15 protein-coding genes are annotated in these 16,852 nt (G+C 42.5%); 6 read left to right on the top strand and 9 right to left on the bottom strand.

Translation table 11 applies throughout. The features are described from left to right. Window positions 1-3 precede the first annotated feature (3 nt). The 3 genes from HC965_RS15125 to HC965_RS15135 are packed head-to-tail and all read left to right on the top strand — an operon-like array spanning window position 4 to window position 3,440. Window positions 4-996 carry an HlyD family secretion protein gene (locus HC965_RS15125; protein ID WP_191032242.1) on the top strand — a complete coding sequence of 331 codons (993 nt, stop codon included), beginning with the start codon at window positions 4-6 and terminating at the stop codon, window positions 994-996. 2 nt (window positions 997-998) lie between these two features. After that, window positions 999-2,180 (top strand): ABC transporter permease, encoded by a 1,182-nt coding sequence (locus HC965_RS15130; protein ID WP_022136492.1) that lies wholly within the window; start codon window positions 999-1,001, stop codon window positions 2,178-2,180. Further along, a complete protein-coding gene (locus HC965_RS15135; RefSeq protein WP_191032243.1) occupies window positions 2,181-3,440 on the top strand; it encodes an ABC transporter permease in 1,260 nt (419 codons plus the stop codon). A gap of 157 nt (window positions 3,441-3,597) precedes the next feature. Here HC965_RS15135 and HC965_RS15140 read toward each other — a convergent pair whose 3' ends face one another. Continuing rightward, a complete protein-coding gene (locus HC965_RS15140; RefSeq protein WP_191032244.1) occupies window positions 3,598-4,185 on the bottom strand; it encodes a porin family protein in 588 nt (195 codons plus the stop codon). Window positions 4,186-4,584: 399 nt separating this feature from the next. Between HC965_RS15140 and HC965_RS15145 the strand changes: the two genes are divergently transcribed. From HC965_RS15145 to HC965_RS15155, 3 genes are all read left to right on the top strand, one after another. Continuing rightward, window positions 4,585-4,950 (top strand): BlaI/MecI/CopY family transcriptional regulator, encoded by a 366-nt coding sequence (locus tag HC965_RS15145; protein WP_191032245.1) that lies wholly within the window; start codon window positions 4,585-4,587, stop codon window positions 4,948-4,950. An 18-nt stretch (window positions 4,951-4,968) separates the two neighbouring features. Then, complete coding sequence (locus HC965_RS15150) at window positions 4,969-6,789, top strand: M56 family metallopeptidase (RefSeq protein WP_191032246.1); 1,821 nt, start codon at window positions 4,969-4,971, stop codon at window positions 6,787-6,789. Window positions 6,790-6,975: 186 nt separating this feature from the next. After that, the gene (locus HC965_RS15155; RefSeq protein WP_191032247.1) at window positions 6,976-8,871 is read left to right on the top strand and encodes a TlpA disulfide reductase family protein; all 1,896 of its coding nucleotides are present in this window, start codon (window positions 6,976-6,978) and stop codon (window positions 8,869-8,871) included. A gap of 109 nt (window positions 8,872-8,980) precedes the next feature. Here the strand turns inward: HC965_RS15155 and HC965_RS15160 are convergent, their stop codons facing one another. The 8 genes from HC965_RS15160 to mnmA all read right to left on the bottom strand — a co-directional run bounded on the left by HC965_RS15160 (window position 8,981) and on the right by mnmA (window position 16,834). Then, window positions 8,981-10,081 carry an Mrp/NBP35 family ATP-binding protein gene (locus tag HC965_RS15160; RefSeq protein WP_022136498.1) on the bottom strand — a complete coding sequence of 367 codons (1,101 nt, stop codon included), beginning with the start codon at window positions 10,079-10,081 and terminating at the stop codon, window positions 8,981-8,983. 90 nt (window positions 10,082-10,171) lie between these two features. Beyond that, complete coding sequence (gene trmB, locus HC965_RS15165) at window positions 10,172-10,930, bottom strand: tRNA (guanosine(46)-N7)-methyltransferase TrmB (protein WP_191032248.1); 759 nt, start codon at window positions 10,928-10,930, stop codon at window positions 10,172-10,174. 112 nt (window positions 10,931-11,042) lie between these two features. Continuing rightward, entirely contained in the window at window positions 11,043-11,666 is a 624-nt protein-coding gene (locus HC965_RS15170; protein ID WP_191032249.1) for a DUF975 family protein, read from the bottom strand. 45 nt (window positions 11,667-11,711) lie between these two features. Continuing rightward, complete coding sequence (locus HC965_RS15175; RefSeq protein WP_370539984.1) at window positions 11,712-12,743, bottom strand: branched-chain amino acid aminotransferase; 1,032 nt, start codon at window positions 12,741-12,743, stop codon at window positions 11,712-11,714. 41 nt (window positions 12,744-12,784) lie between these two features. Then, window positions 12,785-12,994 carry an exodeoxyribonuclease VII small subunit gene (xseB, locus tag HC965_RS15180; protein WP_191032251.1) on the bottom strand — a complete coding sequence of 70 codons (210 nt, stop codon included), beginning with the start codon at window positions 12,992-12,994 and terminating at the stop codon, window positions 12,785-12,787. A 63-nt stretch (window positions 12,995-13,057) separates the two neighbouring features. Then, window positions 13,058-14,344: an exodeoxyribonuclease VII large subunit gene (gene xseA, locus HC965_RS15185; RefSeq protein WP_370539983.1), complete on the bottom strand. Its 1,287-nt coding sequence runs from the start codon at window positions 14,342-14,344 to the stop codon at window positions 13,058-13,060. Between the two features lie 12 nt (window positions 14,345-14,356). After that, window positions 14,357-15,724, bottom strand: a complete 1,368-nt coding sequence (locus HC965_RS15190) for a S8 family serine peptidase (protein ID WP_191032253.1) — start codon at window positions 15,722-15,724, stop codon at window positions 14,357-14,359. Window positions 15,725-15,748: 24 nt separating this feature from the next. Beyond that, a complete protein-coding gene (gene mnmA, locus HC965_RS15195) occupies window positions 15,749-16,834 on the bottom strand; it encodes a tRNA 2-thiouridine(34) synthase MnmA (RefSeq protein ID WP_191032254.1) in 1,086 nt (361 codons plus the stop codon). Between the last annotated feature and the right edge of the window lie 18 nt (window positions 16,835-16,852).

The following is a 16,852-nucleotide window of genomic DNA, read 5'->3' on the forward strand; positions in this document are numbered from 1 at the left end:
CATATGGCACCTACTAAATCACAAAACAGCAATATGCTGCTGGCATTTCTTACTTTACTCGGAGTTATTGCAATCGTTGCAGTCGTTGGTTTTTTCATGCTTCGCAAAGGACCTGAAATCATTCAGGGACAGGCAGAAGTTACCGAATATCGTGTCTCAAGTAAAGTTCCGGGACGTATTCTGGAATTTCGCGTGAAAGAAGGACAGCAGGTCAATGCCGGCGATACACTGGCTATCCTGGAAGCGCCGGATGTAGTGGCAAAGATGGAACAGGCACGTGCCGCCGAAGCTGCCGCACAGGCACAAAACGAAAAAGCTATCAAAGGGGCACGCCAGGAACAGATTCAGGCCGCTTATGAAATGTGGCAGAAAGCACAAGCCGGAGTCACCATTGCTGAGAAGTCATACAAAAGAGTGAAAAACTTGTATGAACAGGGAGTGATGCCTGCACAAAAGCTGGACGAAGTAACTGCACAACGGGATGCCGCTATCGCTACCGAGAAAGCAGCAAAAGCGCAATATACAATGGCAAAGAACGGAGCTGAACGTGAAGACAAAATGGCTGCAGAAGCCCTTGTCAACCGTGCGAAAGGAGCCGTGGCCGAGGTCGAATCTTACATCAAAGAGACTTATCTTATCGCTCCGGCAGCCGGAGAGGTTTCAGAGATTTTCCCAAAGGTTGGTGAATTGGTAGGTACCGGTGCACCTATCATGAATATTGCCGAACTGAATGATATGTGGATAACATTCAATGTACGCGAAGACCTGCTTAAAAACCTGACTATGGGGACTGAATTTGAAGCAATCGTTCCAGCTTTGGATAATAAAACGGTCAAACTCAAAGTGTATTATATGAAGGACTTGGGTAGTTACGCAGCTTGGAAGGCTACTAAGACGACCGGTCAGTTTGATCTGAAAACATTCGAAGTGAAAGCATCTCCGATGGAAAAAGTAGAGAATCTTCGTCCGGGTATGTCAGTTGTCATCGATAAGTAATCATGAAAGAGAGAGAAAAGAAATATATAGCATTGTGGCAGGTCATGCAACGAGAATGTCGGCGGTTGGTATCACGACCGCTCTACCTCTTCTGCATGGTCATAGCCCCACTTTTCTGCTATATCTTCTTCACTACTTTAATGGATTCGGGACTGCCGAAGGATCTTCCTGCCGGTGTGGTAGATATGGATGATTCGTCTACATCCCGCAATATCGTGCGCAACCTGGATGCTTTTTCGCAGACGGGTGTCGTTGCCCATTACAGTAATGTTACGGATGCACGCATCGCCGTACAGGAAGGAAAAATCTACGGGTTCTTTTATATTCCCAAAGGCTTATCTGCGGAAGCACAAAGCCAGCGGCAGCCTAAGATTTCTTTCTATACCAACTATTCATATCTGATTGCGGGTTCCCTGCTTTTCAGGGATATGAAAATGATGGGGGAACTGACAGCCGGCTCTGCCACACGTACCACGTTATATGCCAAAGGAGCCACGGAAGATCAGGCGATGGGATTTCTGCAACCTATCGTGATAGATACGCATCCATTGAATAATCCTTGGCTGAACTATTCGGTATATCTATGCAATACGCTGATACCGGGAGTACTCATGCTGCTTATATTCATGGTCACCGTTTATTCTATCGGCGTAGAAATCAAAGATCGCACTGCCCGTGAATGGTTGCGCATGAGTAATAATTCTATTTATATAGCATTGGCAGGGAAGTTACTTCCGCACACGGTAATCTTTTTCATTATGGGTATATTTTATAATGTATACTTATATGGTTTCCTACATTTTCCGTGCAATAGCGGTATCTTTCCCATGATATTCGCCACGCTCTGCCTTGTACTGGCATCACAGTGTTGCGGAATTCTCATGATAGGGACTCTGCCCACCCTGCGGCTCGGACTAAGCTTTGCTTCGTTATGGGGTGTCATATCGTTTTCTATCTCCGGTTTCTCGTTTCCGGTGATGGCGATGCATCCTGTTTTGCAGGCTTTGAGCAATCTGTTTCCGCTGCGTCATTATTTCCTGATTTATGTAGATCAGGCGCTCAACGGATATAGCATGGCTTACTCATGGAGTAACTATATGGCCTTATTAATATTCATGATGCTTCCTTTCTTTGTGGTTCACCGCCTGAAAGAAGCATTGGTTTACTATAAATACATACCCTAAATGAAAGATATAAAATTAAAAGATAAGATAGCCCAAGGCATCAATGACCTGTTTTATATCTGGAAGCGGGAGTTTCAGACAACTTTCCGCGACCAGGGGGTACTGATATTCTTCATACTCGTCCCGCTAGGTTATCCATTGCTATACAGCTTTATCTATGACAACGAAGTGGTGCGAGAAGTTCCCGCCGTTGTTGTGGATGATTCTCATTCCTCTTTGAGTCGTGAATATCTTCGGAAAGTAGATGCTACGCCCGATATTCAAATCGTATCTTATTGTGCCGATATGGAAGAAGCCAAGCAAATGCTGAAGAACAGACGTGCGTACGGCATCATTTACATTCCTTCGGATTTCAGTGATAATATCGCAAAAGGAAAGCAGACACAAGTCAGCATCTATTGTGATATGAGCGGATTACTTTATTATAAGTCCATGCTGATAGCCAACACAGCCGTTTCATTGAATATGAATCAGGATATTAAGATTGCCCGTAGCGGTAATACGACTGACCGGCAGGATGAGATAACTGCTTATCCGATAGAATATGAGGAGATTTCAATATTCAATCCTACTGCCGGATTCGCCGCTTTCCTGATTCCTGCGGTACTGGTATTAATCATTCAGCAGACATTACTGCTCGGCATCGGTCTTGCTGCCGGAACAGCCCGTGAAAATAACCGGTTCAAAGACCTCGTACCCATCAACCGGCATTATAACGGTACATTGCGTATCGTACTCGGAAAAGGACTGAGTTATTTTATGGTTTATGTATTAGTGGCTTTCTATGTGCTATATATCGTACCACGACTATTCAGTCTCAACCAAATCGGACAACCCGGTTCATTAGTATTATTCGTTGTTCCTTATTTGGCGGCTTGTATTTTCTTTGCCATGACAACGTCCATTGCCATTCGTAATCGGGAAACGTGTATGCTGATTTTTGTATTCACATCCGTTCCTTTGCTATTTATATCAGGAATTTCCTGGCCAGGGGCCGCAATTCCTCCGTTTTGGAAGTATGTATCTTACATATTCCCGTCTACTTTCGGCATCAATGGTTTTGTAAAAATCAATAATATGGGAGCAACTTTGAGTGAAGTGGCTTTTGAATATAAAGCTTTGTGGTTACAGGCGGGTGTCTATTTCCTTACTACCTGCTGGGTATATCGCTGGCAAATACTTATGAGTCGCAAACATGCCATAGAGAGATATAAAGAACTAAAAGAGAAAGAAAACTTATCAAAGCAGGTAAGTGATTGACAGATATAACACAAGAGAGAGAAGCGAACGGTATATTCTTATTATTAAGGTATGCCGTTTTTTCTTTTTCGGAAAGAAGGATAAAAAAATCCCCCGTCCAAAGAGAGTATAGGACGAGGGATTTTTAAAGAGATATTATAAAGAGAGTATAATTCTATTAGAATTTGTAACCTACACCGATAGAGAAGTTCATGTTTTTCGGAGCACCGTCACCATCATAAATTTTAGCTAAACCAAATTCTCCAGTCAGATCAATAAAGAATTTGTTGATTTCATAGGCAACACCTACGCCAAGACCAGCATCAAATTTCTTTGCTCCTTCCATCAAGACTTCGCCATCTTCATCTTTAAGATCTTTGAAGAAATCAGTCTTTTCATTGCCAATTTTATACTTACCAGCAATACCAAATCCGAAATAAGGACCTGCTTTTACCACAATATTCTGATTATCAGCAATTGCAAATCTTGCAGCAGCCATTACAGGGATTTCCAAATACATAGGATTGGCTTTCAAATCATCCATTTTAGCTCCTTTTTGAGTAAACATCAAAGATGGTTGAATAGACCACATATCGGTGAACTGATATTCCATACCAACACCGACATTAAATCCAATTCTCATGTCAGTATCAGCATCACCGGTAAAGTTACTCATATTCATACCTACTTTGGCATTCCAAGAAATCTGAGAATAAGAAACGATAGAAACAAGTGCGAATAGCACAAAAATCAAACCTTTTTTCATATCATTAATTTTTTAATTTGCCTCCCTCTTCCCTTCGGTCAGCATTGTTAATTAAATAGTTCCATTGTCTAGTGCGGGGAATTTTCCGAACTTTACCAGCGTATCGGAACACACTGTTCATATTTAACGTCTGTTTCGTGTCCGCAAATATATTTCATTTATTTTATATAAAAAAGTCCTTGATAGTCTATTTTTAGCATAAATGTTATTAAACAGTGACTATTTAGGCAAAAATTGTGCCCATCCATTCGTTTTTTATGCTCAACTATTTTCAGGACAGATAGACAATTAAAATATTCTTGCAAATATTATGCATTTACATTTATTAACCGACTAGCTATTGCTTGTTTACGAAATATTCGTAGATTTGCGAAGTATTCGTAATTAAACAATATCTCCATGGAAAAGTTAACAATACAAGAAGAAGAAGTAATGATCTACATTTGGGAGTTACAAAACTGTTTCGTAAAGGACATCGTAGCGAAATATACGCAACCTGCTCCGCCGTACACCACAGTAGCATCCATCGTGAAGAACCTCGAACGGAAGGGATACGTCACATCGAAACGTGTGGGTAATACTTACCAGTACACTCCCGCAATTCGCGAAAATGAGTATAAACGCCATTTTATGAGCGGCGTAGTTCGTAACTATTTTGAGAACTCTTACAAAGAAATGGTTTCTTTCTTTGCAAAAGACCAAAAGATTTCGACCGATGATCTCAAAGATATCATCGACCTGATTGAAAAAGGAAAAGAAGATTAATAGAAAATATTCATTACTATGACTCCGGAATTAGCCTATTTTCTAAAGATAAATGTAGCAATAGTCCTATTCTACGCATTCTATCGGTTGTTTTTCTATAAAGACACCTTCTTCCATTGGCGTCGGACAGCTTTGCTATGCTTTTTTGCCATCTCCTTGCTTTATCCTTTGTTGAACATTCAAGGATGGATAAAAGCCCATGAACCAATGGTGGCAATGGCAGATCTTTATGCAACAATTATACTTCCGGAGCAGACCATCACTCCACTGCAAGAGCCAACGATGAACTGGCAAGAGCTAATCATACTCTTTATGAAAATCATCTATTGGAGTGGAGTATTGTTATTAGCGACACGTTTCCTTGTGCAATTAGGCAGTATTATACGGCTACATATCCAGTGCCCAAAAAGCACTATGCAAGGAGTACGCGTACATCTTTTAAAGAAAGAAAACGGCCCGTTCTCTTTCTTCCATTGGATATTCATTCATCCACAGTCACATACAGAGTCCGAAATCGGTGAAATCATTACTCACGAAGAAACACATGCCCGTCAACATCATTCGGTAGATGTGTTAATCAGTGAACTAATGTGCACATTCTGCTGGTTCAACCCTTTTATTTGGCTGATGAAACGGGAAGTCAGAGGAAATCTCGAATACATGGCGGATCACCGGGTATTGGAGACGGGACATGACAGTAAATCATACCAGTACCATTTGTTGGGACTGGCACATCACAAGGCTGCAGCAAATTTATCAAATAGTTTCAATGTTTTACCACTCAAAAATCGTATTAAAATGATGAATAAACGAAGAACAAAAGAAATAGGGAGAACAAAGTATCTTATGTTTCTCCCCTTGGCTGCCCTGTTGATGATTGTCAGCAACATCGAAATGGTAGCACGTACCACAGAGAAATTCGCCAAAGAAGTAATGGGACAGACAACGACACAAGTCGTAGCTCCGGAACTTGAGATTGCAACCCTCCCCGAACTGCCTGCTGAAGAGATTCAAAAGATAACTGTCCCACAGGATAAGAAAGTAAAAGAAGCATCCGAAACTCACAGCAAAAGTGTGCCCGATTCTATCGTATTTGAAGTAGTAGAAGAAATGCCGGATTTCCCGGGCGGAGTTCAAGGACTCATGGAATACCTTTCGAAGAATGTCAAATACCCGGCTGAAGCACACAAAGCTGGCATACAAGGACGTGTAATCGTTAGTTTCACGGTTAAGAAAGACGGAAGTATCGCTGATACAAAAGTAGCCCGAAGCGTAGCTCCTTCTCTTGATAAAGAAGCAGAACGTGTAATCTCTACAATGCCCAAATGGAAGCCGGGTAAACAAAGAGGAGAAGCAGTAAATGTCAGATTTACAGTTCCTGTTATGTTCAGACTAACCGGGCCTGAAACTCCGAAAGCTGAAGAAATAAAACAATCTGATTTGGAAGAAGTTGTCGTAGTGGGTTATGGTCCTAAAGAAGATTCAACTCCCGATGCAGTAGGCGTAAAAACAGATAATGAAGAGACAACTTTTAAGGTAGTGGAAACGATGCCTAAATTCCCCGGCGGAACAAGAGGCCTAATGCAATATCTTGCCAGAAGTATCAAATATCCTGTTATTGCACAAGAGAAAAAGCAACAAGGCAGAGTCATCATTCAGATGGTCATCGGGCAAGACGGCAGCATTTCTAATGCAAAAGTATTGCGCAGTGTATCTCCGTCACTCGATACAGAAGCCATGCGCGTAGTAAGTAATATGCCGAAATGGGAACCGGGACTGCAACGAGGACAAGCTGTTGCCGTAGAATACACCCTTCCTATTACATTCCGACTACAATAATTTATTTCCCCGGTGCCGCGCCCTCTCCTCATCGGTGGGGAACGGGGCGTTCATCGGTGCCGGACACCAGCCTCATCGGTGGGGAACACTAACCTCATCAATTCCAAAAAGAATTTCTTTTTTCTACTTCTATAAGGCTAGTTACAAAAATATCCTTATATTTGTTAGAAATAAAACGCTATTTATATGAAAAGATTCGCATGGGTTATCGGTTTGATACTCTGCACAGTTTGCACTGTACAAGCCAAAGACAGAGTTATCGAGCGTCCTCCTTTTCTAGCCTGGAGCTCCAATAGTATCGAAGTTGAGAAAATTGTCATGAGTGACACAGTGACCACTGTATATGTGAAAGCCTACTATCGGCCTAAGTACTGGATAAAAGTAGCAACCGGAAGTTTTCTGAAAGATAATAACGGGGCACTTTATCCTATCCGGAAGGGAGTTGGAATAACACTGGACAAAGAATTTTGGATGCCAGAATCCGGAGAAGCGGAATTTCAGCTACTCTTTCCTCCTATACCGGAAAATGTTACCAGCCTGGATTTCTCTGAAGGAGACTTTGACGGAGCATACAAGATATGGGGAATACAGCTCAATGAGAAGAATTTCCGCAAAACTCCGTTGCCTAAAGACGCGATAATCCATAAGATTAATAAGAAAGCCCAATTAGCTACACCGGAACTCGCATATGGTAAAGCCACACTAACAGGTAGAGTGCTCGACTTTAAGAAAGATATGCCGGCATCAGGTAAACTGCATCTGAATGATCCGGTCAAGTGGCTGAACTTTGCCGAAGAAGTGAGTATAAATGAAGACGGAACTTTCCAGGTTCAAACAAATGTCATTACGGTAACTCCGGCGACACTTGTTTTCCCATTTGCTCAAATTTCTTGCTTATTAGCTCCGGGAAAAGAAAGTTCTATTATTATTAATACGGCCGAATGTACACGCCAACAATCACACTTGCAAAAGGACGATAAGCCCTATGGAAAGAAAGCTTATTACGGTGGTTATTTGGCTGAATTACAACAAGAGCTGGCGGATAATACCATTCAGTGTAATCTGGTCAGCAATCCGGGGAAAATGGTAGACGAAGTTATCGGAAAAGATATAGATGGAGTGAAAAACTATTTCATAGAGAAACGGAGTAACATCCATAAACAGATAGAAGAAGCCCCTCTCAGTTCAGCCGCAAAAGAAGTTTTGAAAGCCAATACAGATATAACCACAGCTATTGGACTTTTTATGGGCAAAGATATTCTAATGCGTGCATATGTTGTTGGTCAAAAGCTGAACAGAGAGCAGGCTAAGGAATATTACACAAACACTAAGATTGAATTCCCTGATAATTATTTTGATATATTCAAGGAATTGGCTCTCAACACACCAGCAGATTTATATGCACCGGAATATGCATACGGAACAGGAGTATTCAGTTCCCGAAAAGATCTTTTGGAAAAACATTTGGGAACAAGCCAGGGAATCCTATTCCAAATGATGGAAGCATCCAAATGTTATCGCTCTATTGAAGATTTTAACCCGCTGACTGCCGAGCAGATAACCGCGCTTGAAGCACTTCCTTCGCCTGCCTACAAAAATATGCTGACAGCGCTCAATGGAGAATTACTCAAGAAGATGGAGTTAAACAGACAGAAAACCGGATACAAAATCAATGAAGTAGGCGAAGTAGAAAATGAAGAACTTTTCTCTGCTATCATTTCCAAATTTAAAGGGCATGTTCTATTAGTAGACTTTTGGGCTACTTGGTGCGGTCCTTGCCGAATGGCCAACAAAGCCATGATTCCGATGAAAGAAGAATTGAAAGATAAGGATATCCTTTATTTATATGTCGCAGGAGAAAATTCCCCCAAAGGAACTTGGGAAAATATGATACCCGATGTTCACGGAGAGCATTTCCGTGTGACTAATGACCAATGGAGATATCTTATGGATAAATTCAATATTCAGGGAGTACCGACTTATTTTGTTATCGACCGCAATGGTAATACCGTTTATCAGCAGACCGGTTTCCCTGGAGCTGACACCATGAAAAAGAAACTGACAGAAGCATTGAATAAATAATAGATACTACCATATAAGAAAGAACCTTCATAGTCTTTACAAAAACTATGAAGGTTCTTTTTATATCTTACGAACAGCTTATATAAAAGCTATCTTGTCCAGATTCCGGTTATTTATGCATTTCTACAATTTGGGTCGGAGCCATCTCAACATTCCTACGATCCACTTGGCGGACAACACTCGCAGCTAATGATAAGAAAGCACGTCCGGTGATGGTATTTTCATCCAACGCCACTGGTGTACCATTGTCTCCACCCTCACAAATACTCTGCACAATAGGAATCTGCCCCAACAAAGGAACATTCATCTCTTCGGCCAATTTCTTTGCACCTTCTTTACCGAAAATATAATATTTGTTTTCCGGAAGTTCGGCAGGAGTAAACCATGCCATATTCTCAACCAAGCCAAGGATAGGTACATTTACCTTATCGTTAGTGAACATATTGATTCCTTTACGGGCATCTGCCAAAGCCACTGCCTGCGGAGTGCTGACAACAATCGCCCCTGTCATAGCCAATGTCTGGACAACAGTCAGGTGAATGTCACTTGTTCCCGGAGGAAGGTCAATCAGAAAATAATCCAAATCACCCCAGGATGCATCGCCAATCAATTGTTTCAGTGCATTGCTTGCCATTCCGCCACGCCACAAAGTAGCCTGATCCGGATCAACAAAGAAACCAATAGACAATAATTTCACTCCATATTTTTCTACAGGGATAATCAGGTCGCGACCATCTATGCGTTCAGCATATGGACGCGCATCTTCCACCTGAAACATCTTCGGCATGGAAGGCCCGAAAATATCCGCATCAAGCAAACCTACTTTATAGCCTAATTTAGCCAAAGCAACTGCCAGGTTCGCAGATACAGTAGACTTACCTACTCCACCTTTGCCCGAAGAGATACCAATAATATTCTTCACCTGCGGAAGCATCTTGCCAACTTCCGGACGAGCAGCTTGCTTACTTTCCGTTGCTATCGTAACCTGTACATCCGGAGATACATAGGTATGAATAGCTGTCTCAGCAGCCTTCAACATTGATTTCATAAACGGATCAGTCGGTTTTTCAAATATCAATGAAAAGCTGACAGTCATACCGTCAATACGAAGATTATCGGCAACCATCTCCGCTTCCACCAAATTCTTTCCCGAACCGGGATAACGCACCGTTGCCAATGCATCCAATATCAATTTAGGATAAAGAGTCATTTTATTTACTATTTGACGATTTACAATTTACTATTTAAATTCACTATTCAGGTGGTTGCCGGTTCACTTTATGGTGATTGTTCCGGCAAGCTATTTGCTTGTACTCAGCCCGCTGCGTTTACTACGATTGTAGCTACGATAAGGATCAAGCTCAATTTCTACATCCGGTTCCTGCAATTCACCTTCTTGCGGAAGCAGGAATTTGATATACTTTATATTTAAACCACGATCAAGCCATTGTTGTTCATAATAAGTCTTGATACCAAGAATATCATCCACCAGGTCGGAGTGATATAAATCTTCCGTCATAAACTCCACCGGAAGTTTATTGGCTTCTATCATGTATTTGGTATAAGTAAACATGAAGTTACTGTCTGTCTTCAGGTGGACAATTCCATTCGGTTGCAGGAACTTGCGGTATCTTTCCATGAAATAAGTGGAGGTCAGTCGTTTGGTTGCTTTCTTCATCTGCGGGTCGGAGAAAGTCAGCCATATTTCGCTTACTTCGCCTTCGGCAAAGAAACGTTCGATGATTTCAATATTCGTACGCAGAAAAGATACATTCTTCATTCCTGCCTGCAACGATTCCGTTGCCCCCGTCCACATGCGGGAACCTTTTATATCAACTGCTATAAAGTTCTTTTCGGGAAACATCTTACCCAGTCCGACGGTATATTCACCGCGTCCACAGCCCAGTTCGAGCACTATCGGATGGTCATTTTTAAAGAACTCCTTGTGCCATTTTCCCTTCATGTCGAAAGGCACGTTATCTACTGCCGAATAAGGATATTCGAACACATGCGGATAACTCGCCATATCAGCAAACTTTTCTAATTTATTCTTACCCATATCAATCCTGATTAGGCCGCAAAGGTACTGATTTTGACGCAACCGGCAAAAAGAAATGGAGTACAGATTTCTCCGTACCCCATTCTTCTATATAGCTGAATGTATTCGTCTATTAAATAGTAACGTTCACTTCAACGTCTACTTCAATATTTCCGCCTTGCTGTGCTTTCAAGTCTTCATAGAAAGCTGCACGAGAAACTTGCATATAAGGTTGCAAGAATAAGAATCCGATACCGAAAGTAACGATAGCAAGAAGAGCCCAACCAATGAAGCTCAAATCAAGTAAGAACAGTTTCATCTTGTTGTTTTCCATCATTGCCATACTCTTTTCGATAGCCGCATTGTTTTTCATTTCCGGTTCGTCTTTCAAAATAAAGTCTGTCATTGCATAAGAATAAGACTTAATAATGCCCGGTATAACCAACAATAATGACCACAACAGAGTATAGATAGCCTGAAGCAACTTAGTTACAAAAATACGGCTATAATCCTGAAAGCCTTCAAACAAAACTCCAAAATCAATATCTTTCCCTCTGTACACACCCAGCATCACGATAGCAATACCGTAGGCAATCGGCAGTCCGATAAATAATGAGCACAATCCACCAATAAAAGGGATAGCTGATAAACCACCGGCAATAACTGAGTAAATAAGCGCAGCAACGGCTGCCATAGGCCACTTACCTTGAAGTGCCTGACGTGCTTCTGCACGTAATTGTGAATTCTCTTTTAACATGATATAATTAATTAAATAAATAAATGTGTTCTGATTAGATTCCTGTTACTCTACTATAGTTACCCAGCCATGTGTATCCGGCTCATCACCGTACTGAATGCCACGCAATTTGTTGTACAACTTCGTACAGATCGGTCCCGGTTTACCGTCTTTAGAGATTACATAAGATTTTCCGTTTTCCAAATCATCAATGCGCTGGATCGGGCTGATTACTGCTGCTGTTCCGCATGCACCAGCCTCTTCGAATGTTTCCAGTTCTTCTTCCGGCACCGGACGACGTTCGACCTTGATACCCATATCTTCTGCCAACTGCATCAAGCTCTTGTTGGTGATAGACGGTAAGATAGAAGATGATTTCGGAGTGATATACGTATTATCTTTAATACCGAAGAAGTTGGCAGCACCACATTCGTCGATATATTTCTTTTCTTTAGCATCGAGATAAAACTCGCAGGAATAGCCCAAATCATGTGCTTTCTTGTTGGCACGAAGGCTAGCTGCATAGTTACCGCCAACTTTATAGATACCTGTACCATAAGGAGCGGCACGGTCAAATTCACGGATGATAACGTACGGATTGGTAGAGAAACCACCTTTGAAGTACGGGCCTACCGGAGTTACGAATACGACAAACATATATTCATCTGCCGGATGTACACCTACCTGCGCACTTGTACCGATCAACAAAGGACGAATGTAGAGAGAAGCGCCCGTCTCATAAGGCGGAATGAAACGTTCGTTCAGTTTCACGACTTTCAGGATAGCTTCTTTGAAACGTTCGGTAGGAAGTTCAGCCATCAAAATTCCCTGGCAAGTAGATTGCAGGCGGGCCGCATTTTCTTCCAAACGGAAGATACGTACTTTACCATCTTTTCCACGGAATGCTTTCAATCCTTCGAATGCTTCCTGTCCATAATGCAAACACGTAGCTGCCATATGCAGATTCAGATGTTCGTCACTACTAACTTCCAGTTCTCCCCATGCTCCATTGCGGAAATTGATTCGCACATTGTAGTCTGTCTTCATATATCCAAACGACAGATTCGCCCAGTCTATTTCTTTCATATTGTAATGTATTAGTTTATTTTTTCTTAAGCTTTGATTCGCAAAAATAACTTTTATTCTTCAGATTGCCGCTTTTCTCTCAATAATTTTTCTACTTCTTCGTCTGCTTTCGTCAGTTTTTCGGTACAGAAGGCAATTATTTCATTGGCTTCTTTGATTTTCTCACTCAAAACGTCGATATCCAGTTCATTATTGTCTATCTGACGAACGATCTTTTCAAGACGTTCCATCGCCTGAAGATATGTTTCCTTTTTAGCTGCCACGATGATTGATTATTAATAGTTAATGATGAATGTTTCTTTTATAATTTCTATTCCGACTGTCTGCTATTCCACCACAGAACGGGCTTCTCCTTTCGAAAACCGGGTGACTAACCTGTCCCCCTGCTTTAGTGAAGATGCATCTGTCACTGCTTTTCCGTCCTTTAGCGTAATACTGTATCCCCGGCTCAATAATTTATCGGGCGAAGCATCCGCAATACGCTGTTTCAGGAGTTCCAACCGATGTCGTTGGCGGGCTAACAATGCCATCGTCACTTGTGACAAGTCTTTCTTGGCTGCCAGTAATGCAAAACGGGCATCGGTGAGCTTCCGGTGAACAAGATTCGGGATACGGGTCTGAAGAATTTCCAGTCTTCGCCATTCCTGTTCAAGAATCGCATAGGCTCCTTGTTGGACACGGGCAGATAGTTCCTCTAAATGGTCGGCTACTTCCGTGATTCGATGAATCAGAAGTTCGGCAGCAGCCGTCGGGGTTTTCACACGTGTATGCGCTACTGAATCAAGGACTGTATCATCTCTTTCATGCCCAATTCCGGTGATGACAGGCAACGGAAATTGCGCACAGGCAGCCGCCAGCAGATATGTATCAAAACCGGATAAATCGGAAGTCGCCCCGCCACCACGAATGATAACGACTACATCAAATTCGTTCACACGGACATTGATACGGTCTAAAGCTGCCAATACAGATTCTTCAACCTGATTTCCCTGCATCAATGCCGGGAAAAGCTCCGTATAGAAAAAGAATCCTCCGGGATTATGTTGCAACTGATGGCAGAAATCGCCGTATCCGGCTGCGGTAGCGGAAGATATGACAGCAATACGCTGCGGAAGAATCGGCATTTCCAGTTCTTTGTTCAACGTCAGTACTCCTTCTTCTTCCAACTGCAATAATATTTCCCGGCGACGGCGCGCCATATCCCCTAATGTATATGTAGGGTCGATGTCAAGCACAGTCAGGCTGTAACCGTAAAGTTCGTGAAACTGAACCGTCACTTTCACCAGAACTTTTATGCCGGAAGTAAATAGCTGTCCGGTAGTTTCTTCGAAATAGGGCTTCAACAAGCGATAGATATTGTTCCATATCATGCCGCGCGCCTTCGCTATAAGGCTGTTACTACGAGGATCTTTCTGCACAAATTCCAGATAGCAGTGCCCGGTCGTATTGGAACGGACATCACTCAGTTCTGCCTGTATCCAATATTCATCAGGCAGGCATTGTTCCAGGCTACGGCGGACAAGCGCATTCAGTTCTAAAAGGGAAAGCCTCTCCCCACCCTCTCCCGAGGAGAGGGAGTCAGATTGCTTCGACTTATTCATAGCGTTTATCATACGATAATTATATTATTTCTTTTCCTTGGAAGAGGTGTCGAGATAGGCTTTCCATAAGTCAGGAATACCATATCCATATATATTGTTCGGGAAATCCGATCTGTCACCCGAACGGCGAACCAGTTCGATAACCTCTTTTGCCGTCAGTTTCGGACAAGCCTGCCACAAACAAGCTACCATTCCGCACATGATCGGAGAAGAGAAAGAAGTACCATTGGCATGACGAAGATTACCGTCTGTTCCCATAACATCCGAACCATACCCAACTGCTACGACATCCGGCTTCACACGTCCGTCCGATGTGTTTCCTACAGAAGAAAATGCAGCAAGCTCTCCTTTTTTATTGATGGCTCCTACGGTGATTACATTCTCCGCATCTCCCGGAGGGGTAATCTTCTTCCAAGAGCCTGCACCGGAGTTTCCGGCACTACAAACAACTACCATTCCTTTATCAGCAGCCCGTGAAGCTTCACGTGACATCAGCGCATAACGTCCGTTCAAATCACGGTATCTATAATTCTTCATAGGGTCGTCAAATGAATAATATCCGAGAGAAGTGTTCACCACGTCCACTCCTACACTATCGGCAAATTCGATAGCGGCCGACCAGTAATCCTGTTCTACCAAATGCTCCGAATATTCATCTTCACTACGCAACAACCAGTAAGAAGCCTCCGGAGCCGTACCAATCATCACATTCGGCTGATTCATTGCCATGCAGGAAAGAACGGACATACCATGGCTGCTTTCCGCATAAATATCAGCTTCAGGATTTACAAAGTCACGTACTCCCAGGATATGGATATTCTTCATTGCTTCAATCTTATCCACATTATGGAATCCTGCATCAATAACAGCGATTGTCATCCCTTGTCCCTTAAAACCTGCATCATGGAGAAGATTTGCCCGGCTCATTCTTATTTGTGTAATAGCAGGGCCATAAAGGCTATCGGTACGTAACGGATTATTTATCAATGAATCCCTTTTGATAGATTTCTCCACTTTACCCTTCCAAACCCTTTCGGTAGACAGTACAAAAGGCAACTCGGCTATTTCCTTTATCAGCGTGCTATCATTGCAAGAGACAGTAACGAAGTTTTCCCATTTTCCGGTCACAAGTACATGTGCTCCTTTTTCGCGTATGGCATCCACGTATTTCTTGCACACCGGCAAATCAGTCGAATCAATCGCCAATCCCTGTTTTTTTCTCCGTTCAATGGATTTCTTAGACAGATATTTTTCCGGCTTCTGCAAAGAGTAGTCGGTAGCAGCCTTGTCTTTCAGGCTAATACGGTATTTCAGCGTATCTCCGGGAGTAAATTGGGCGAATCCGCCCAAACACATATTTAAGGCAAGAATCAATAGTATAAACTTCTTCATTAGTTATCTTTGTTTTTTTATCAATCAAAATCCTTCGTTTTCTATAATCACCAGTCCTATTCCTCGTTGGGAAGCTATGAAAGCCCCGCCCAGCACTCGTCTTCCATCGTAAAACACAGCCGATTGTCCGGGAGCAATAGCCGAAGCCGTCTCAAGAAAACGTACTAACAGACGGCCGTCTTCCAAACGTTTCACCCGGCAGGGTATCGGACGGCTCCGATAACGAATCCGAACGGTCAGATTCTCACATCCGAACAATTCTTTCTCATCTACAATCTTATCCTGCTCTATCAGCATATAATCCGTCTTCAACTGCTCGGCATCGCCAAGCATTACCGTATTTTTCTGCGGATTGATTTTCAGAACATAGGCCGGCTTTCCCAAGGCTATTTCGAGTCCTTTTCGCTGACCGATGGTATAATAAGGTGAGCCTTTGTGCTGCCCTAGCTTTACGCCTTCGGAATTGACAAACCATCCCGACCCTATTTCGCTATCAAGTTCGGGACATTGTTCACGAAGAAAGTCCCGGTAATCCCCTTTGATAAAGCATACTTCCATGCTTTCTCCTTCTTTCGACTTAGCTTCGTAGCCCTTTTCTGCAAGATATTCGCGAACTTTCACTTTCGTATAATCTCCTAATGGAAATATGCAACGCTTCAGGATATCCTGTCCCAATCTCCAAAGGAAATAAGACTGGTCTTTCTTATCATCATCTCCGGCTACTATATAAATGTGTCCGTTCTTCTCTTCCAGCCGTGAATAATGGCCGGTAGCCACCCAAGCACAATCCAGTTTATCCGCCCACTCCGTCAGAATACGAAACTTAAACAGCGGATTACACATCACGCACGGATTCGGCGTACGTCCCTGCTTATATTCATCTATGAAGTTTTTTACAATAGTCTCCTTAAAAGGAATACGCTCATCTGCCACATAATGTTCAATGCCCATCCGTGCAGCCAACTCTTTGGCATCCTGTGGTTCATCCCCCCATACACGCATGGTGACTCCCACTATTTCGTATCCTTGCTCTTGCAGCATCAAGCAGGTAGCGGTGCTATCTATACCACCACTCATTCCTACCAATACTCTCTTACTTCGTTCTTTCATCTGAATTTTGAAAAGTTA

The sequence above is a fragment of the Bacteroides sp. GM023 genome (assembly GCF_014750685.1).
Classification (GTDB): domain Bacteria; phylum Bacteroidota; class Bacteroidia; order Bacteroidales; family Bacteroidaceae; genus Bacteroides.

Bases quoted from the DNA above. Each gene is read 5' to 3' on its own strand.
- HC965_RS15125 (WP_191032242.1), top strand. From the start codon at position 4: ATGGCACCTACTAAATCACAAAACAGCAATATGCTGCTGGCATTTCTT.
- HC965_RS15155 (WP_191032247.1), top strand. From the start codon at position 6,976: ATGAAAAGATTCGCATGGGTTATCGGTTTGATACTCTGCACAGTTTGC.
- HC965_RS15140 (WP_191032244.1), bottom strand. From the start codon at position 4,185: ATGAAAAAAGGTTTGATTTTTGTGCTATTCGCACTTGTTTCTATCGTT.
- HC965_RS15150 (WP_191032246.1), top strand. From the start codon at position 4,969: ATGACTCCGGAATTAGCCTATTTTCTAAAGATAAATGTAGCAATAGTC.
- HC965_RS15130 (WP_022136492.1), top strand. From the start codon at position 999: ATGAAAGAGAGAGAAAAGAAATATATAGCATTGTGGCAGGTCATGCAA.
- HC965_RS15145 (WP_191032245.1), top strand. From the start codon at position 4,585: ATGGAAAAGTTAACAATACAAGAAGAAGAAGTAATGATCTACATTTGG.
- HC965_RS15170 (WP_191032249.1), bottom strand. From the start codon at position 11,666: ATGTTAAAAGAGAATTCACAATTACGTGCAGAAGCACGTCAGGCACTT.
- HC965_RS15190 (WP_191032253.1), bottom strand. From the start codon at position 15,724: ATGAAGAAGTTTATACTATTGATTCTTGCCTTAAATATGTGTTTGGGC.
- HC965_RS15160 (WP_022136498.1), bottom strand. From the start codon at position 10,081: ATGACTCTTTATCCTAAATTGATATTGGATGCATTGGCAACGGTGCGT.
- HC965_RS15135 (WP_191032243.1), top strand. From the start codon at position 2,181: ATGAAAGATATAAAATTAAAAGATAAGATAGCCCAAGGCATCAATGAC.
- trmB (WP_191032248.1), bottom strand. From the start codon at position 10,930: ATGGGTAAGAATAAATTAGAAAAGTTTGCTGATATGGCGAGTTATCCG.
- xseA (WP_370539983.1), bottom strand. From the start codon at position 14,344: ATGATAAACGCTATGAATAAGTCGAAGCAATCTGACTCCCTCTCCTCG.
- mnmA (WP_191032254.1), bottom strand. From the start codon at position 16,834: ATGAAAGAACGAAGTAAGAGAGTATTGGTAGGAATGAGTGGTGGTATA.